Source organism: Geobacillus sp. Sah69 (assembly GCF_001414205.1).
In the GTDB taxonomy this organism is placed as follows: Bacteria; Bacillota; Bacilli; order Bacillales; family Anoxybacillaceae; genus Geobacillus; species Geobacillus stearothermophilus.
Genome location: NZ_LLKS01000069.1, coordinates 102,350 through 120,734 on the forward strand (window position 1 = coordinate 102,350; position 18,385 = coordinate 120,734).

18 protein-coding genes and 2 pseudogenes are annotated in these 18,385 nt (G+C 53.4%); all 20 read left to right on the forward strand.

The features are described from left to right. Window positions 1–5 precede the first annotated feature (5 nt). On the forward strand, window positions 6–767 hold the full coding sequence (locus AP057_RS15125) for a segregation/condensation protein A (RefSeq protein WP_033017133.1): 762 nt from the start codon (window positions 6–8) through the stop codon (window positions 765–767). A gap of 311 nt (window positions 768–1,078) precedes the next feature. Further along, a complete protein-coding gene (scpB, locus tag AP057_RS15130; protein ID WP_055359115.1) occupies window positions 1,079–1,708 on the forward strand; it encodes an SMC-Scp complex subunit ScpB in 630 nt (209 codons plus the stop codon). A gap of 46 nt (window positions 1,709–1,754) precedes the next feature. Next, a complete protein-coding gene (locus AP057_RS15135; protein WP_055359116.1) occupies window positions 1,755–2,156 on the forward strand; it encodes a hypothetical protein in 402 nt (133 codons plus the stop codon). 56 nt (window positions 2,157–2,212) lie between these two features. Beyond that, entirely contained in the window at window positions 2,213–2,440 is a 228-nt protein-coding gene (locus AP057_RS15140) for a hypothetical protein (protein WP_055359117.1), read from the forward strand. Window positions 2,441–2,511: 71 nt separating this feature from the next. Then, window positions 2,512–3,768 (forward strand): superoxide dismutase, encoded by a 1,257-nt coding sequence (locus AP057_RS15145; protein ID WP_055359118.1) that lies wholly within the window; start codon window positions 2,512–2,514, stop codon window positions 3,766–3,768. Window positions 3,769–4,328: 560 nt separating this feature from the next. Then, complete coding sequence (locus tag AP057_RS15150) at window positions 4,329–5,477, forward strand: D-alanyl-D-alanine carboxypeptidase family protein (protein ID WP_081106602.1); 1,149 nt, start codon at window positions 4,329–4,331, stop codon at window positions 5,475–5,477. After that, window positions 5,470–6,066, forward strand: coding sequence for a nucleoside recognition domain-containing protein (locus tag AP057_RS15155; protein WP_055359120.1), 597 nt, complete (start codon window positions 5,470–5,472; stop codon window positions 6,064–6,066). The genes AP057_RS15150 and AP057_RS15155 overlap by 8 nt, the downstream gene beginning before the upstream one ends. After that, window positions 6,066–6,599 (forward strand): spore maturation protein, encoded by a 534-nt coding sequence (locus tag AP057_RS15160; RefSeq protein ID WP_011231766.1) that lies wholly within the window; start codon window positions 6,066–6,068, stop codon window positions 6,597–6,599. Before AP057_RS15155 ends, AP057_RS15160 begins: the two co-directional genes overlap by 1 nt. Before the next feature lie 132 nt (window positions 6,600–6,731). Beyond that, complete coding sequence (locus AP057_RS15165) at window positions 6,732–7,463, forward strand: pseudouridine synthase (RefSeq protein ID WP_011231765.1); 732 nt, start codon at window positions 6,732–6,734, stop codon at window positions 7,461–7,463. 142 nt (window positions 7,464–7,605) lie between these two features. Next, entirely contained in the window at window positions 7,606–8,130 is a 525-nt protein-coding gene (resA, locus tag AP057_RS15170; RefSeq protein WP_055359121.1) for a thiol-disulfide oxidoreductase ResA, read from the forward strand. A 13-nt stretch (window positions 8,131–8,143) separates the two neighbouring features. Continuing rightward, window positions 8,144–9,808, forward strand: coding sequence for a cytochrome c biogenesis protein ResB (locus AP057_RS15175; protein WP_055359122.1), 1,665 nt, complete (start codon window positions 8,144–8,146; stop codon window positions 9,806–9,808). Further along, window positions 9,795–10,982, forward strand: a complete 1,188-nt coding sequence (gene ccsB, locus AP057_RS15180; RefSeq protein WP_055359133.1) for a c-type cytochrome biogenesis protein CcsB — start codon at window positions 9,795–9,797, stop codon at window positions 10,980–10,982. The genes AP057_RS15175 and ccsB overlap by 14 nt, the downstream gene beginning before the upstream one ends. Before the next feature lie 560 nt (window positions 10,983–11,542). Further along, window positions 11,543–12,268 (forward strand): response regulator transcription factor, encoded by a 726-nt coding sequence (locus AP057_RS15185; protein ID WP_055359123.1) that lies wholly within the window; start codon window positions 11,543–11,545, stop codon window positions 12,266–12,268. Further along, window positions 12,268–14,061, forward strand: coding sequence for an ATP-binding protein (locus AP057_RS15190; RefSeq protein WP_055359124.1), 1,794 nt, complete (start codon window positions 12,268–12,270; stop codon window positions 14,059–14,061). The genes AP057_RS15185 and AP057_RS15190 overlap by 1 nt, the downstream gene beginning before the upstream one ends. A gap of 123 nt (window positions 14,062–14,184) precedes the next feature. After that, window positions 14,185–15,387 (forward strand): N-acetylglucosamine-6-phosphate deacetylase, encoded by a 1,203-nt coding sequence (nagA, locus tag AP057_RS15195; protein WP_055359125.1) that lies wholly within the window; start codon window positions 14,185–14,187, stop codon window positions 15,385–15,387. Then, on the forward strand, window positions 15,378–16,139 hold the full coding sequence (gene nagB / locus AP057_RS15200; protein ID WP_055359126.1) for a glucosamine-6-phosphate deaminase: 762 nt from the start codon (window positions 15,378–15,380) through the stop codon (window positions 16,137–16,139). Before nagA ends, nagB begins: the two co-directional genes overlap by 10 nt. Further along, window positions 16,136–16,867, forward strand: coding sequence for a GntR family transcriptional regulator (locus AP057_RS15205; RefSeq protein ID WP_055359127.1), 732 nt, complete (start codon window positions 16,136–16,138; stop codon window positions 16,865–16,867). Before nagB ends, AP057_RS15205 begins: the two co-directional genes overlap by 4 nt. Continuing rightward, window positions 16,867–16,965, forward strand: a pseudogene (locus AP057_RS16760) (PTS N-acetylglucosamine EIICBA subunit); the annotation flags it as partial. The gene AP057_RS15205 and the pseudogene AP057_RS16760, both read left to right, overlap by 1 nt. A gap of 110 nt (window positions 16,966–17,075) precedes the next feature. Then, window positions 17,076–17,702, forward strand: a pseudogene (locus AP057_RS15210) (RNA-guided endonuclease TnpB family protein); the annotation flags it as partial. 389 nt (window positions 17,703–18,091) lie between these two features. Next, a partial coding sequence (locus AP057_RS15215; RefSeq protein ID WP_369813968.1) for a UPF0236 family transposase-like protein occupies window positions 18,092–18,385 on the forward strand: 294 nt, incomplete at its 3' end.

Here is an 18,385-nt window from a genome sequence, read left to right on the forward strand (position 1 = left end):
GTGGGATGGATGTGCAAGTGCCGTATAACGTCAAAATTGAAGCGTTTGAAGGGCCGCTTGACTTGCTTTTGCATTTAATCAACCGCTATGAGATCGATATTTACAACATTCCGGTGGCGCAAATTACGGAACAGTATATGGCGTACATTCACGCCATGCAAGAGCTTGAGCTTGATATCGCCAGCGAATATTTGGTTATGGCGGCTACGCTGTTGGCGATGAAAAGCAAAATGCTGCTGCCGGTGTCCGACGAACACGCCGAAGACGACAGCTTGGAATTCGCCGAGGCGGACGATCCGCGCGAAGAGCTGATGCAGCGGCTTCTTGAGTACAAAAAGTTTAAGGAAGCTGCACGCGAGCTGAAGCGGCGCGAAGAAGAACGGGCGCTTCTGTTTACAAAACCCCCGAGTGACTTGAGCGCGTACGCCGATGAAAAAAAAGCGTCCGCGCCGCTTGATGTCAACGTCTACGATATGCTCGGCGCCCTGTCAAAACTGTTGCGCCGCAAAAAACTGCAAAAACCGATGCGGACGAAAATTGCCCGCCAAGATATTTCCGTTGAAAAGCGGATGGCGGAAATTTTGCATGAACTGCAGCAGGCGAAAGAACGGAAAAACTTTTATGAGTTATTTCCGTCCTGCGACCGTTCGTATATCGTTGTCACTTTTTTGGCTATTTTGGAATTAATGAAACAAAATAAAATCATCGTTGAGCAAGAGCGGAATTTCAGCGATTTGTTTCTCGCCGCCAATCATCTGGCCGGTTGAGGCGGTTCGCGATGGCGGACCGCTTTCCTTTTGCCTGCTGGGCCCATCGGCTGATGGTCGGTGCGAAGGCGAGACGGACAGCTGCTGGTTCGGAAAAGGCTCATGAGCAAGTTTTGCTCTTCGCCCAGGCGTGAAAATGTCTGCTCAAGGCATGCGCATCTTCATGAAAAAGTCTCATGGGCAACGTTTTGCCCTTCACCCGGGGATGAAAATCACGCGCCAGTCCTGCATTTTCGAGGAAAATGCCGGGAAGCCGCAAGATGGCTGCAGTTGCGATCAAAACGGTGAAAAAGGAAAGGGGAGAAGGGAGAATGGACCAAAAGGAAATGAAAACAAACAGCGCTGCTGGTGCGCCGGCTCCATTCAAAGCGATCGTGGAAGCGCTGTTGTTTGCCGCTGGCGACGAGGGGCTGTCGCTTGCCCAAATTGCCGCTGTTTTGGATATTGGCGAGCCGGAGGCGAAAGCAGTGATGGCGGCGCTCCAGGAAGACTTCTGCCGCGAAGAACGCGGCATTCAGCTGGTCGAGCTGGGCGGCGTGTTTTTATTGGCGACGAAGAAAGAGTATGCTCCGTATTTGAAAAAGCTGGTCGAAGCGCCGGGAGCGTCGCCGCTGTCGCAGGCGGCGCTCGAGACGCTCGCCATTATCGCCTACCGCCAGCCGATTACGCGCGCTGAAATCGAGGAAATCCGCGGCGTGAAAAGCGACAAGCCGCTGCAGACACTCATGGCGCGGGCGCTCATTAAAGAAGTCGGCCGCGCCGAAGGGACCGGGCGGCCGATTTTATACGGGACGACGGCCGAATTTCTCGACTATTTCGGCCTGAAAACGATTGAAGAACTGCCGCCGCTGCCAGAATGGACGGACGATGTCGAGGTTGAGCGGGAAGCTGACTTGTTTTTCGGAAAATTGGCGGAAAATTTGAGCGACGGACAGCCGTAATATGGTAAACTAAAGAAAAAACGGCTGACCGGGAAGGGGTGCGCTCATGAACATTTGCCGCCTGCACGGCGAAGAATTGCAAAAATCGCAGTCGAATACGTTTGAGGACTACTTCAACCGATCGGAAGTCACGTACCGCGACGGCGGCGAAGAGCGGACGCTGTCTGTGTTGTATTTGCGCCATTTTGAGGCGGAGCTGCTTGATTGGCTGCCGTATGAAAGCGATCCACTGTTTACGGCTAACGGGCGCGACATTCGTTTGCGCGACATCATTGCTTTTGTCTGTTTATGGAAAAATCCGGCGTATCGGAAGCGAAAGCGCGTCTACATTCATGATGAAGAGGAATTGCGCCGTTATTTTGCTGAGGTAGACGCCAAAACGCTGCAGGCGCTTGTCAGCGAATGGGCGGAAACCGGCGAATGCCGCTTGCCTGAACGGTCGGCGTAACGAGAAAATGCGGTTGGCGCCGCGTTTTCTGTGCGTCCGGACAAGGAAACCGTTTGGTGCAGCCGGCGGTTTGCCAAAGTAGCCTGCCTTTTTCAGAAAAAAGGGGGGCTGACCCAAAACGCGAATATGTTTTGGGTCAGCCCGATTTTTTTGAGCGGTTTATCTATGGCTCATTTGCAGACCCGCCGCAGGGAAGCATTGCGGCGATTCTGTTCTTCCTTGCTGTCTTTTCTATGATGACTGCCCTCGCTCCTCTATGTATGAGCGGCCGGGAATTTGGGTGAATGCGGACAAGAACGATTTCCCCATGACAGCATACGATATGGCGAACAAAACAGGAGGAGGTTTTTACCAAATGGACGATCAGGTGTTGTTCGCCCAATATGTGGCTAGGGTGAACGAATGGGGAAATCAAGTCAAGGAGACGCTCGCTTTGCGTGGGGCAAGCACGGATGGCGCTTCGTCGATGCTCGAGTTTATTGCCGAGCATGACGGCGAGTGGACGGAAGAGGCCGTCCGCGAGCTTCAGCGCCTTGTTGATGACGTATACGCCGCCGCGCTTTGCCGCTATGCCGAAGAGTCGGCCGAATGGGGAAGGCAGGTGGAGCATGCCTTGTCCGTGCGTGGGGTAGCTGAGGATGTTGGCCTTTCTTCCTTGTTGGCGTATATTGACGAACGGAACGGTGCGTGGACAGAGGAAGCGGTTTCCGAACTCCAGCGTCTTGTTGACGACGTGTACAACCGGGCCGTCCGTCTTGCGGACTTTTCGGCCGCCGAAAAAGACGAAGAGGCGCTGTTTCTGGAAGAGGAAGCGCCGCTGGTTGAATCGGGCGGTGTTGGCGAAGACGGCGAGGAAGAACGGCTGGACGTCGGCGAAGAGGGGAAGCGGGAGGAAGAGTCGGAGCAGCCTTTTGATTCGGCAACAGCACAGGCAGAACCGGCTTCGTCGCTCCCTTCGGACCTTCATGACGAAGAGCGGCAACAGCCGATCCCGCCCGGCAGGCATGTGCTGCCGCCTTTGCCGTACAGCTATGATGCGCTTGAACCTCATATTTCCGAAGAAATTATGCGCCTTCACCATACGAAGCATCATCAAAGCTACGTCGATGGTCTGAACAAGGCGGTGCGCATGATGGCCGAAGCGCGCCGGACGAACAATTTTGAACTGCTGAAGCATTGGGAGCGGGAAGCGGCGTTCCACGGCTCCGGGCATTATTTGCATACAATCTTTTGGTACAATATGCATCCAGAGGGCGGCGGCGAGCCGCGCGGGGAGCTGCGGGCGCAAATCGAGCGCGATTTTGGCAGTTTTACCGCCTTTCGCCGTCATTTCACCGAAGCGGCGAAAAGCGCCGAAGGGGTCGGCTGGGCGCTGCTCGTTTGGGCGCCGCGAGCGCACCGTCTGGAAATTTTGCAGGCGGAAAAACACCAGCACATGGCGCAATGGGATGTGATTCCGCTTCTTGTGCTCGATGTGTGGGAGCACGCCTATTACTTGCAATATAAAAACGACCGAGCGGCATACATCGAACATTGGTGGAACGTCGTCAATTGGCGCGATGTCGAAGCGCGTTTTCATGAGGCGCGGAAGTTGCGCTGGCAGCCGTTTTAACATCTTTCCGAAAGAAGTCTGAGGGTGTCCCAAACACAACGGGACACCTTTTTTTATTACAAGAGGTAGGAACAAATCACTTCGGTGACACGATATATTGTATCTCTCTCAAAGAGGACGATCTTTTGGGACAGCCTCAGCTGAATGTTGGTAGGCTTTAGCCAATCCATACGATTGAATATGGTTAGAACGGACACCTTCGGAATGAAGGGAAGCGTAATTGTGTGTGGCTTACCATTCGGCGAACACGCACAAGTCGCTTGAAGTCCCCCGCCTCTAAGCGAAGCGTAGGCGGTGGGGAGTTCACCCGAGCGGGGAAGACCCCGCTTCTTTTTTTAGATGAAGGCCGTTTCGGGGGTAGTTCGCCGGAAGCGCCGCCCCGGTAGGTTTTGCCGCAATTTTTCATCATATTTGTCCCACCGGCGCATACACTTGTACAGAACATGGCCTTGGTATGTCGCGATCTTCCCTCTATTGCACTCATTTCAGGTTGAATGGAAAGGAGGAACAGGCGATTCCTCTCCGCTCCTTAAAGGAGGGGGATCCTCGCCGATATGAGATTGAATAAGAAGAAGCGGCTCATTGCGCTCATTCTTGCACTCGCTGCGGGGATTATGGCATTTGTTCCAGAGCGGATGCACGCTATGGATGGGGTGAGCGCAAAAAGCGCGATTTTGATAGAGCAGCATTCCGGGCGGGTTTTGTTTGCCAAGGATGCCTATACAAAACGGCGCATCGCCAGCATTACGAAAATTATGACCGCCATTTTGGCGATTGAATCGGGGAAGATGGACGACACGGTGACGGTCAGCGCCCGCGCTGTCCGGACCGAAGGGTCGTCAATTTACTTGCGCCAAGGGGAGAAAATCAAACTGCGCGATTTGGTATATGGGCTGATGCTTCGTTCCGGCAACGACGCGGCGGTGGCCATCGCTGAACATGTCGGCGGCAGCGTCGAGGGGTTTGTGTTTTTAATGAACAAAAAGGCGGCTGAAATCGGGATGCGCGACACAGAGTTTGCCAATCCGCACGGATTGGACGATGCGGAAAACCATTACTCAACGGCCTATGATATGGCGTTGCTCATGCAATACGCGATGAAAAACGAAGAGTTTCGCCGCATTTCCGGAACGAAAGTGTACCGCGCCCCCGCTCCGCCCGGCGAAGACGGCGCGCGTGTGTGGCGAAATAAAAACAAGTTGTTGACAAGTCTTTACGAATATTGCACCGGCGGCAAAACCGGCTATACGAAACGGGCCCATCGCACGCTCGTGACAACGGCGTCCAAAGGCGGCATCGATTTGATCGCCGTGACGTTGGATGCACCGGACGATTGGAATGACCATATCGCTATGTACGAATATGGATTTTCTCATTATCACATCGCCAAAGTGAGCAGCGAGCGGGTGGTCGACAAAATTTCTGATCCGTTTTACCGCGGGCGGCTGCAGGCGGTCCGCGATTTGCGATATCCGGTGACCGATAAAGAGGAGAGCGGGCTGCGGGTGAAAGTGTATTTGCTGAAGCCGCGCAAAGAATGGAAAAAATACCCAGAAAAGGCACCGACAGAGGTCGGAAAGGCGGTGCTTTATTTGCATCAAAAGGCGGTTGATTCGGTGCCGCTGCTGTATGAACCGGGAAAGGAAGAAAGCGGCCGAGGGTTTTTATGGCAAGTATTTCGCTTTTTAGGTGTGAGAAGCGATGGTTAACCTCATTTGGGTGATGATGGCGGTCATTGGCATCGTCTTTGCGGCGGCCAACGGCACGATGGACGAAGTGAACAAAGCGGTGTTTGAAAGCGCCAAAGAAGCGGTGACGATCAGCATCGGCATGGTCAGCATTTTAGTGTTTTGGCTCGGGCTGATGGCGATCGCTGAACGCGCCGGCTTGCTTGACAAAGCGGCGCGCCTGTTTATGCCGCTCGTACGCCGCTTGTTTCCAGAGGTGCCGCCCGGCCATCCCGCGCTCGGCTATATCGTCTCGAATATGGTCGCCAACATGTTCGGCCTTGGCAATGCGGCGACGCCGATGGGCATAAAGGCGATGGAGCAGCTAAAAAAGCTCAACGGCGGCCGCGACGAGGCTAGCCGGTCGATGGTGACGTTTTTGGCCATGAACACATCAGGCATTACGCTCATTCCGACGACCGTCATCTCGATTCGCATGACGTACGGTTCAGCGGCGCCGAGCGAGATCATTGGGACGACGATCGTCGCTTCGACGATTTCGACGATTGGGGCGGTATTGATTGACCGGTACTATTATTGGAAACGGATGCGGAAAGGCAGGAAGCCATAATGGCTATCGTCCAACTTCTTTCTGTTTGGCTGATCCCTGCGCTCATTGCTTTTATTTTGCTTTACGGTACAGCAAAGAAAGTGCCGACGTACGAAGCGTTTGTGGAAGGCGGCAAGGAAGGGATCGAGATCGCGTTTTCGCTCATCCCGTATTTGGTCGGCATGTTGGTGTCGGTCGCCATTTTCCGAGCCTCAGGGGCGCTTGATGCCATGATGGAAGTGATCAAACCGCTGGCTGATGCCATTGGACTGCCGGCCGAAGTCGTTCCGCTTGCGGCTCTCCGCACGCTTTCCGGCACGGCGGCGCTCGGCATGACGACCGATTTGATCGCTACTTACGGCCCGGATTCGTTCATCGGGCGCCTTGCTTCTACGATCCAAGGCAGTACGGAGACGACGCTTTACGTGCTCACCGTCTATTTTGGCGCCGTCGGCGTCAAAAAAATGGGCGATGCGTTAAAAGTCGGCATTTTGGCCGACATTCTCAGCTTTATTGTTTCTGTTTTCATCGTTTTGTTTGTATTCGGGCGCTAGCGGCGCCTTTTTTCGTTCCCGCCGTCCGGCGGGTTTTTTGTTTGCAAAGGGGACGGGAAAGGTGAAAAATAAAAGTGCCGCACTTGTATCTGTTAGACGGAAAGGGTAAGATGATGAAAGAGGTGAGAGAGAATGGAACGGTTGCAAAAAGTGATCGCCCGCGCCGGCATCGCGTCAAGGCGCAAGGCGGAAGAACTCATTTTGCAAGGGCGGGTGAAAGTGAACGGCCGAGTCGTCAAGGAGCTTGGCGTCAAGGTCGGGCCGCGCGATGATGTCGAAGTCGACGGCATCCCGATCGAGCGCGAAGAGCCGGTGTATTATTTGCTGTACAAGCCGCGCGGGGTGATTTCCAGCGTCAAAGATGACAGAGGCCGCAAAGTGGTGACCGATTTTTTCAAAGATCTGGACAAACGCATTTATCCGATCGGGCGGCTTGACTACGATACGTCTGGACTGCTTTTGTTGACGAATGACGGCGACTTTGCCAACCTGCTTATGCACCCGCGGTATGAAATTGAAAAAGTGTACATTGCCAAAGTGAAAGGCATTCCAACGCACGAGCAGCTGAAACGGCTCGAACAAGGAGTGCAGTTGGAAGATGGCATGACGGCGCCAGCCAAAGTGAAGCTGCTCTCCGCCGACCGGAAGAAGGGGACAGCCATTGTGGAAATCCGTATCCACGAAGGACGAAACCGGCAAGTGCGCCGCATGTTTGAGGCGATCGGCTGCGAGGTGCTGAAGCTGAAGCGGGAGCGGTACGCGTTTCTCGATTTGAAAGGGCTGCGCCCCGGCGAATACCGCGAGCTGACACCGCATGAGGTGAAGTTGCTGCGCGTCCTTGCCCAATCCGGGGGAAGAAAATGACGAAGATTGTCACATAACGTTCAATCCTTGCGCATAAACGAGCGAGGGACTTTGCTATAATGGAAAATGGTAGATTGTGAACCGCTTGCCTCCCCCTCTAGCGTTGGCTGTGGGGGAGGAGAAGCGTAAAGGGGTTTGAACGATGAAAAAGCAACAGCGCTTAGTGATGAGGACAGCGATTTTGCTCGTGTTGCTCGCGGCGATCGGCTATACGATTTACGCCAACTTTTTTACTGAGAAACAGGCAGTCGCCGTTGGAACGACGGCGCCTGACTTTGTGCTGACCGACTTGAAAGGCCGGGAGCACCGCCTCTCAGACTATCGCGGCAAAGGTGTCTTTTTGAATTTTTGGGGGACGTGGTGCAAACCGTGTGAGCGGGAAATGCCGTATATGAACGAACTGTACCCGCTCTATCAAAAGCAAGGTGTCGAAATTTTGGCGGTCAATGTCGGCGAACCGAAGCTGAGCGTCGAGAAATTTGCGGAGCGGTTTGGTCTGACCTTTCCGATTGTGATCGACCGTCAAGATCAAGTGTTGAACGCCTATAATGTCGGCCCGCTGCCAACCACGTTTTTGATTGACAAAAACGGCGAAGTGAAGAAAATCATCACCGGCACGATGACAAAAGCAGACATTCAGCGCCATTTGGAAAGCATTAAACCGTAAGGAGTTTTGCATCATGAAACAAGTCAAATGTGAATGCGGGCACGTCAACCCGCATGGCACGGCGTTTTGCGAATCATGCGGCAAACCGCTCGAGGAGTGGGCGGGGAAAACGCTTTTGGACATGCGCTACGAAGGAAGCGCGCGCCGGTCGCAAACGTACAAGCGAACATTCATCGATCAAATTTGGGCGTTTTTCTCGTCGGTCAAAGTCGGAGTGGCACTCATCGTCATTACGCTCATTGCTTCGGCGATCGGCACGATTTTCCCTCAGCAAATGTATATTCCGCCGAACGTCGATCCGGCGGAGTATTATAAGCAGCAGTACGGTTGGGCAGGGAAGCTGTATTATGAGCTCGGCTTTAACAACTTGTACGGCTCATGGTGGTACGTCCTGCTCATCGCTTTAATCGGCGTTTCGCTTGTCATTTGCAGCTTGGACCGGGTCGTGCCGCTATATCGCGCCTTGAAGCGGCAAGGGGTGAAGCGCCATCCGCATTTCTTGGAGCGGCAGCGGTTGTTTGGCGTCTCGCATGTGAGCGATCTCGACAAAACGATGGCCGTGTTGAAAGAACGGCTGGCTGCGCGGCGCTACCATGTCTGTGAGGAAGACGGGCATTTGCTCGCTGAAAAAGGGCGTTTTTCCCGTTGGGGGCCGTACGTCAATCATATCGGCCTCATCATTTTCTTGATCGGGGCAATGCTTCGTTCCGTTCCCGGCATGTACATCGATCGGGTGATGTGGATTCCGGAAGGGGAGACGAAAGAAATTCCGGGGACAAACGGCCGCTACTTTTTAAAGAGTGAAAAATTTATTTTTGAAACATATGAGAAAGGCAAAGACAACGAAGTGTTCAACGCTGCCATCGACCGCGTCGGCAACGGGATGATCGCCAAAAACTATCAAACAAACGTTGTGTTGTATAAGCGCGTCGGTCCTGTGATCCCCGGCGCCAAGCCGAAGCTTGAAAAAGTGAAGGAGTATCCGATTCGCGTCAACGAGCCGCTGGAGTTCGACCATTATGCGCTCTATCAAGTCGATTTCCGCTTGAATGAGCCGAAAGCGATGTCATTTCAGTTGGCGGACAAGCAGTCGGGGAAAACGTTCGGCACGGTGACGGTCGATTTGTATGATCCGAAAGAGTTGTACAATCTCGGACATGGGTATCGCGTTGAGCTATTAAGCTATTTTCCTGATTTTGAGTTTGATGAAGACGGCAATCCGTCAACGAAGTCGCGCGTGCCGAACAATCCGGCGTTCGTGTTCAAAATGTACGCGCCGGACCGTCCGAAAGGGGAAGTCAGCTTCGTCGCCATCCAACAAACGATCGAACCGTTTGGCAACAACAAGTACAAAATGGCGTTCGCGGGGCTTGAGACGCGCAATGTCTCCGGCTTGACCGTCCGCCGCGATTTCACGCTTTGGATTTTAGGGGTAGGCGGCGCGATTTTCATGATCGGGCTCATCCAAGGGATGTATTGGAACCACCGCCGCATTTGGGTGCAACGGGTCAACGGCGAGCTATGGATCGCCGCGCACACAAATAAAAATTGGTTCGGCTTGAAAAACGAGCTGCGCCGTTTGCTTGACGGCACTGGTGTGAATATGCCGGCCGATCAGCTCGAAGAAGGGAAACAGGCCGGACAAGGGGGGCAAGCTCATGGACATGACACAGCTTAGCAGCACATTGCTCTATATTTCGTTTGTGTTATATTTGATCGGCACGTTTTTTTTTGGCGGCGCCATTCGCGACAAACGGAAGGAGCGGCAAGGAAAGGATCGTTGGTCGCAGCTTGGCATTGCCGTGACGATCATCGGTTTTCTCACCCAGGTCGGGTATTTCATCACGCGTTGGATCGCTGCCGGGCATGCTCCGGTGAGCAATTTGTTCGAGTTTACAACGTTTTTCGGCATGATGCTTGTCGCTGCTTTTATCATTGTTTATTTCATTTACCGGTTGAGCGTGCTCGGCCTGTTTGCGCTTCCGGTCGCGTTGCTGATCATCGCCTATGCGAGCATGTTTCCGCGGGAAATTTCGCCGCTCATTCCCGCCTTGCAAAGCGATTGGCTGCACATCCATGTGACGACGGCGGCCGCCGGGGAAGCGATTTTGGCGATCAGTTTTGTCGCGGGTTTGATTTATTTGATTCGCGTCGTCGATCAGTCGAAGCCGTCCAAGCGCACGTTTTGGCTGGAAGTCGTCATGTTTTGCCTTGTGGCGACGCTCGGCTTTGTCATCGTCTCAACAGCGTTTAGGCTTTCCGGGTACGAAGCGAAGTTCACGTGGGTTGATAAAAACGGCCAGGCGGCCGAAGTCGAGTACCATATGCCGGCGCTTGTCGGGCCGCATAAAGGAGAGCTGGTGAAAGAAAGCGCCGGCCGCATGGAGCCGCTTGTTGAAATGCCGGCGATCATCAACGCGAAAAAACTGAACACGGTCATTTGGTCGCTCATGGCCGGTGCGGTGCTGTATGCCGCTTTTCGTCTTGTGTTGCGCAAGCGCATCGCCGCCGCGCTCAAGCCGCTTGTGAAAAACGTCAACTTGGATTTGACCGATGAAATCGGCTACCGGGCGGTGGCGATCGGCTTTCCGGTGTTTACGCTCGGGGCGCTCATTTTCGCGATGATTTGGGCGCAAATCGCCTGGACCCGCTTTTGGGGCTGGGACCCGAAGGAAGTGTGGGCGCTCATTACGTGGCTGTTTTACGCCGCTTTTTTGCACCTCCGGCTGTCAAAAGGCTGGCATGGGGAAAAGTCGGCATGGCTTGCTGTCATCGGCTTTGCCATCATCATGTTCAACTTAGTAGCGGTCAACCTCGTCATCGCGGGACTGCACTCGTACGCTGGAATGTAAGCACAAGGCAAACGGATGTCCTATTGGCGGGCATCCGTTTTTTCAGTAAACTAGAAAATGGGGGACTGTTTCTATATAGACTCCCATGACAAAAAAATTTCGTCACCATCGGAAGGATGAAAAGACCTCTATGTTGAATTTTACAACTTTACACATTTTGGAGTTCGGGTATTTTCAGGATATATAAGTTGCAATAAAGATTTTCCGATTGTGCGATTCTGTTTTCCTTCATAACAAGTCATTTTGATAGAATGCGGTGGGCGCTCTACTGGATGTAAAACAAAGTTTCAACTTATATAGATGCAATTTAATGCTTTAACATTTTTCGTTTTGACCGGTCATTGCATCCAACTGTCGAGTGACCGAACAACGCCGCTTAAAGACCCATGAATGGGTCTGTGAAGCGAGTCGTTGTTCGGTCTTCCGTCACGCTAAGGCGTGACGGAGGCAAGCCACACGCTTGCCTTCGACAGTCGAAAATGGGCAAACCTCTTTTCTGTCAAGGATATGTTAAACTTCTTTGTTGCATCTATATAGCTGATGAAGGAGGGTGCTTTGGCATGGAAAAGCAAGAAAAGCCGGTTCGTATTTTGGTGGTGGATGATGAGGAGCGCATCCGCCGGCTGTTGAGAATGTATTTGGAGCGGGAAAACTATGTGATCGATGAGGCCGGCGACGGCAATGAAGCGTTGGTGAAGGCGTTGACCAACGACTACGATGTTATATTGCTGGATTTGATGCTGCCGGGCAAAGACGGCATTGACGTCTGCAAAGAAATTCGCGAGCAAAAAACGACGCCGATCATTATGCTGACGGCCAAAGGCGAGGAGTCGAACCGCGTTCAAGGATTTGAAGTCGGCACGGACGACTATATTGTCAAGCCGTTCAGCCCGCGCGAAGTCGTGCTGCGCGTAAAAGCGCTGTTGCGCCGCGCGGCGAATGCCGCTTACGCGCCGGTGGAGACGACGGCGAAAGACGTGCTTGTGTTTCCGCATTTGACGATTGACAACGACGCCCACCGGGTGACGGTCGACGGCAAGAAAGTCAGCTTAACGCCGAAAGAATATGAGCTGCTTCTCTTTTTGGCCCGCTCGCCCGACAAAGTGTTCGACCGCGAACAGCTGTTGAAGGAAGTATGGCATTACGAATTTTTCGGCGACTTGCGCACGGTCGACACCCACATTAAACGGTTGCGCGAAAAGTTGAATAAAGCGTCGCCGCAGGCGGGAAAAATGATCGTCACCGTCTGGGGCGTCGGCTACAAGTTTGAGGCAGTGAACGACTGATGTGGCTGTTTCGCAGCGTCGTCGGCAAGCTATGGTTTACGATTTTGTTGCTCGTTTCGTGCGTGCTGTTTATTTTAAGCATTTTGCTTATTAAATTTTTGGAAGATTATTATGTGCAGGAAGCGGAAAACGACTTGACCCGCCTGGCGGCAAAAGTGGCCGAGGTGATGCACGATTACCGCGATGAGCAGCTTGCCCGCTCGATCGCTTGGACGCTTGTGGACAATCGAACGAAAGCCGTCATCGTCGTTGATGAGTCGCACTATTGGTATTCACCCGATGGCGCTGACTTGCATGACGTGCCGCTGTCGTTCATCCGCCAAGATGCCGATTTGCGCCGCGTCTTCACCGATCGGACGACGGTGAAAAAACGTCTGTATGCGCCGGAGTGGCAGCACAATGAAGAGCTGCCTTACGACATGATTATCGTCGGCGTGCCGCTATCGATGCCGGGCGGCAGCCGCGGCGCTGTTTTCATTTACCAGTCGCTTGAGGCGATCGCCGATGCAACGGAGCATACGAAAGAGCTCATTTTTCTTGCCGCGTTTATCGCCATTGTCATGACGACGTTTTTTGCCTTTTTCTTGTCGACGCGTATCACCGCTCCGCTCCGGAAAATGCGGCAAGCCGCGTTCGAAATGGCGCGGGGCCATTTCGATATGAAAGTGCCGATTTTAACGAACGATGAGATCGGTGGGCTGGCGATGGCGTTCAACCAAATGGGACGGCGTCTGCAGTTTAACATCAACGCCTTAAACCAGGAAAAAGAACAGCTCGCCAGCATTTTAAGCAGCATGGCCGATGGCGTCTTGACGTTTAACCGCGACGGGGAAATTTTGATTACGAACCCGCCGGCTGAGCGGTTTTTGCAGGCGTGGTATTTTGAGCAAGGAAACGACGCGGAAGCGATGGCGCCGTTGCCGCCGCAAGTGAAAGAGCTGTTCGCCCGCGTTGTTCGCGAGGAGAAGGAGCAATCGACCGAAGTGACGCTGCAGGGGCGGACGTGGGTCATTTTAATGACGCCGCTGTACGGCAAAACGATGGTGCGCGGCGCGGTGGCTGTTTTGCGCGACATGACCGAAGAGCGGCGGCTTGACAAGCTGCGTAAAGACTTTATCGCCAACGTTTCGCACGAATTGCGCACGCCGATTGCCATGCTTCAAGGCTACAGCGAGGCGATCATCGACGATATCGCGGCAAGCGAAGACGAGAAAAAAGAGATGGCGAAAGTCATTTATGACGAGTCGCTGCGCATGGGCCGCCTAGTGAATGATTTGCTTGATTTGGCGCGCATGGAAGCCGGGCATATCGAGCTGCACTATGAACAGGTGAAGCTCGCTCCGTATATTGAGCGGGTGATCCGCAAGTTTCACGGGCTGGCGAGAGAAAAAGGGATCGAGCTGGAGGCCGAATTCCGCGATGGCGACATGGACATCGCGTTTGATCCCGATCGGATTGAGCAAGTGCTGACCAACTTGATCGATAACGCCATCCGTCATACAGAATCAGGCGGCGCGGTCCGCTTGATCGCTGAACGAAGCGGCGACGGCGTGACGATCCATGTCCAAGATTCGGGCTCCGGCATCCCGGAAGAAGACTTGCCGTTTGTGTTCGAGCGGTTTTACAAAGCGGATAAAGCGCGCACGCGCGGCCGTTCCGGAACGGGATTGGGCCTTGCCATCGCCAAAAACATCGTCGAAGCGCATAAAGGGCTCATCACCGTCCACAGCAAACTGAACGAAGGAACGACGTTTTCGTTTTATTTGCCGGCCCGCGGGCCGAAAGGAGCGTAGCGCCGTTTGGAAGAACGGGGAAGCCACAGCTTCCCTGCTTCTTTCACGTTGAAGTTTTTTTATAGTGGTATAGACAACTAGAATATATAATATCATTATAAAAACAGAAGGTGGGAAATCGCGATGAAACGATGGATATTGAAAAATGCTGCGGTGTATGCAGAAGCAGACAACATTCAACAAGGGTATGTGCTGATCGAAGGGGAAAAAGTGGCGTCCATTGGCCCGATGTCGTCGTGCCCGGCAGAAGCGGGGGCGGAAGTGATCGAGCTTTCTCCACGGTTTGCTGTCGTGCCTGGTTTCATTGACGTTCATATCCACGGGGCGGCTGGAGCGGATGTTATGGATGCGACCCCGGAGGCGCTTGACAAGATGGCCAACGCCTTGCCGGCGGAAGGGACGACCAGTTTCCTGGCGACGACGATGACGGCGCCAAGCGAACAAATCGAAGCGGCGCTTCGAAATGTCGCCCGTTATATGGCCGAGGAGAATCGCCCAGGGGCGGCGGAGGTGCTCGGTGTTCATCTGGAAGGACCGTTTTTGTCGCCGAAGCGCGCCGGGGCGCAGCACCCGCGCCATCTCGCCGATCCGGACATCTCACTGTTCCAACACTGGCAAAAGGCGGCAGGCGGCCACATCCGCCTTGTCACGCTCGCCCCGGAGCGGAACGGGGGGCTGGAACTTGCCTCCTACTTGAAACAGACGGGTGTGATCGCTTCGATCGGCCATTCCGATGCCGTTTACGACGAAGTAAAAGCGGCGGTCCATGCAGGGGTGACGCATGCGACCCACCTGTTCAATGGGATGCGCGGCATCCATCACCGTGAACCGGGTGTCGCCGGTGCTGTGCTTATGTTTGAAGAAGTCATGTGCGAGCTGATCGCCGATGGGCTGCACGTCGCGCCGCCGATGGTTCGCTTCGCTTACCGGAATAAAGGAAGCGAGGGGCTTATCTTAATCACCGACGCCATGCGGGCGAAATGTCTCGGCGATGGGGAGTATGATCTCGGCGGCCAAGAGGTGGAAGTCTGCGGCGGGGAGGCGCGGCTTGCCGACGGAACGCTGGCGGGAAGCGTGCTCAAGCTTGGCGAGGCCATCCGCCGTGTGTTCGACTATACGGGTTGCACGTTGGAAGAGGTGATCCGCATGGCGAGCTGGAATCCGGCGAAACAGCTTGGCGTGCTTGATCGGAAAGGCAGCTTGCGGCCCGGCAAAGACGCCGATGTCGTCGTGTTGAATGAACGATATGAAGTCATGATGACGTTTTGCCGTGGCGCCCTTGCCTATCGCAAGCAGGATGAAAGGGGTGAAGAGCGATGGCTTTGAAGCTTTTGAAAGCTGCTGACTACGCAGAGATGAGCCGCCAAGCGGCGGACATCATCATCAAACAAGTCAAAGAAAAGCCGAACGCCGTTCTCGGCTTGGCGACCGGCTCGACGATGCTCGGCGTGTACCGCGAATTGGCCGCCGATCATCGGCAGCATGGGACATCGTATCGGCTCGTGCGCACGGTCAATTTGGATGAATACGTAGGCCTTGGCCCGGATCATCCGAACAGCTATCGCTATTATATGAATCAGCATTTGTTTGCCCAATTGGACATCCCGCTTCACGAGACGCATGTGCCGGATGGCTTGGCCGCTGATCTTGACGAAGAATGCCGCCGTTACGAGCGGCTCATCGATGAATTGGGCGGCATCGATTTGCAGCTCTTGGGCATCGGCCGCAACGGCCATATCGGCTTTAACGAGCCAGGAACGCCGTTTTCGACAGCCACCCACGTCGTCGAGCTGACCGAGCTGACACGGGAAGCGAACGCCCGCTTTTTTCCATCGCTTGATGACGTGCCGCGCTATGCCATTACGATGGGAATTGCGACCATTTTGCGCAGCCGCCGCATCGTGCTGTTGGCGTCAGGGGAGGAAAAAGCGGACGCCATGGCCCGGCTTCTCGAAGGCGTTGTCACACCGGACTTGCCGGCTTCCGCGCTTCACCTTCATCCGGACGTGACGATCATCGCCGACTGCGAGGCGCTCTCGCTCATCCCAAAGGAAAAGCGGCGGGTGGATGCGCCGTGATCGATAAACAGTCGCCGATTCCGATTTACTATCAGCTCGAGCAATATATGAAAGAAAAGATCGAAAAAGGGGAGTGGCAGCCGGGCGAAATGATCCCGTCTGAGCGCGAGTTGGCGGAAATGTATGACATCAGCCGGATGACCGTTCGGCAGGCGGTCAACAATTTAGTGAACGATGGCTATCTCATCCGCCGGCGCGGGAAAGGAACATTTGTCGCCGCCCAAAAAATCGAGCAGCCGCTGAAAGGGCTGACGAGCTTTTCCGAAGATATGCGGGCGCGTGGCATGGAGCCGGGCACGATCGTCCTCAGCTTTGAGACGGTTCCGGCTTCCGAGAAGCTCGCTGAAGGACTTGGCGTCACGGAAGGCGATGACCTTTACGAAGTCCGCCGCCTTCGGTTGGCCGACGGCTTGCCGATGGCGTTGGAGACGCTGTACATTCCGGTCAATCTCGTCCCCGGACTGACGCGTGATGTTGTAAGCGGTTCTGTATATGAATTTATCGAAAAAGAAAAAGGTCTGGTCATCGGCTCTGCAGTTCAAACATTGGAAGCCTCGGTCGCCCGCCAGGTGGAGGCGGAGCATCTGAAGATGAAAGAAGGAGCGCCGGTGCTGCTGCTTGAGCGGCGCACGCACCTTGTCGACGGCCGGCCGCTTGAAGTCGTCAAATCGGTGTACCGCGGCGACCGGTACAAATTTATGATTGAGATGAAAAGGGGAGGATCATGATGTTAGGTTTTTTACAGCGTTTGGGAAAAGCGTTAATGCTGCCGATTGCCGTTTTGCCGGCGGCAGGATTGTTGCTTCGGCTCGGTCAGTCTGATTTATCTTAATTAGGCGAGAAGACTCCCACTTCAACGAAGCGAAGCGGAGTAAGTGGGAGATGAATCGCCTTAACTATATTTTGCTGAAAATAGGATAGATTCAGTAAAATATAGACGGCAGATCATTCATCATTGATGGGCGGAGATTAAAAAGTATAAATCAATGGTTTAACAAAGAAAATGCCAGACTTCAAAGCATAAAAGATAAGCAAAAAATCAAAGGCACCACTCGTAAACAGGCTTTGCTTGCTATGAATCGCAATAATAAAGTGAATGATTATATCAACAAGACTTGCCGTTACATCATTAACTACTGTATTGAAAATCAAATTGGCAAACTTGTCATTGGCTATGCGGAAACATGGCAACGCAATATGAATCTAGGAAAAAAGACAAATCAAAACTTTGTCAATATTCCTCTCGGTAACATAAAAGAAAAACTAGAATATCTTTGTGAATTTTACGGCATTGAATTCTTGAAACAGGAAGAATCMTATACGTCTCAAGCCAGCTTTTTTGACGGCGATGAGATTCCTGAATATAATGCCGACAATCCAAAAGAATATAAGTTCAGCGGCAAACGTATTAAGCGCGGCTTGTATCGAACAAAGTCTGGCAAACTAATGAATGCTGATGTCAATGGCGCATTAAACATCTTAAAGAAAAGTAAAGCTGTAGACCTGAGTGTCTTATGCTCTAGCGGCGAAGTGGACACGCCTCAAAGAATAAGGATTGCTTGAAGCAGTCAAACTTCTTTGGAAGCCCCCACTTCAAATTTTCGCTAGAAAATTAAGTGGGGGTAGTTCACTCCAGATCAACGGATCGCGCTTTACTGCGGCATTCCGTTTCTCCTTGCGTGTTATGGGTACTACCACCTTGTGGCGAAAAAACGGGTTCAGCCCCTAGCCGCAGAAAAAGGGGAGCTCAAGGCCGCCAAGTGTGTGAGTAAAATATTTGTGGGTGACATTCAGGAATGATTCCCCGACGAGGGTTGCGAACTTTTGTTCGCGACGCTCGTCGGGGCCACCAAGCGAAGCGCGGTAGAAAAAAGCAAATGTCATGCAAAAAGGACTCTCTCCCTGCTATGATGGTGATGACCAACATCCATAAAACAGGAGGGAGAGAGTCCATGAAACATCTTACCACAGAATGGCCTTTATTAAAAGAGCTGGAGGAACAATTAGTCAGAACTCTTCAAAAGGTGTTCGCTGTCTTGTTGGCGGCCCTTTTGGAGGAGATTGATCAACAACTGGCGGAAGCGCGGGACAAGCGCCGGTATCAGCTGAAAGACAAACGGCCGACCACGATCCAAACGCTGTTTGGAGAAGTGACGTTTCGACGGAACTACTACTATGATCGGCAGGCGGGGGCGTATACCTTCTTGCTGGATGCCGAACTGGGCTTTGATGGAGCGCAGTCGATC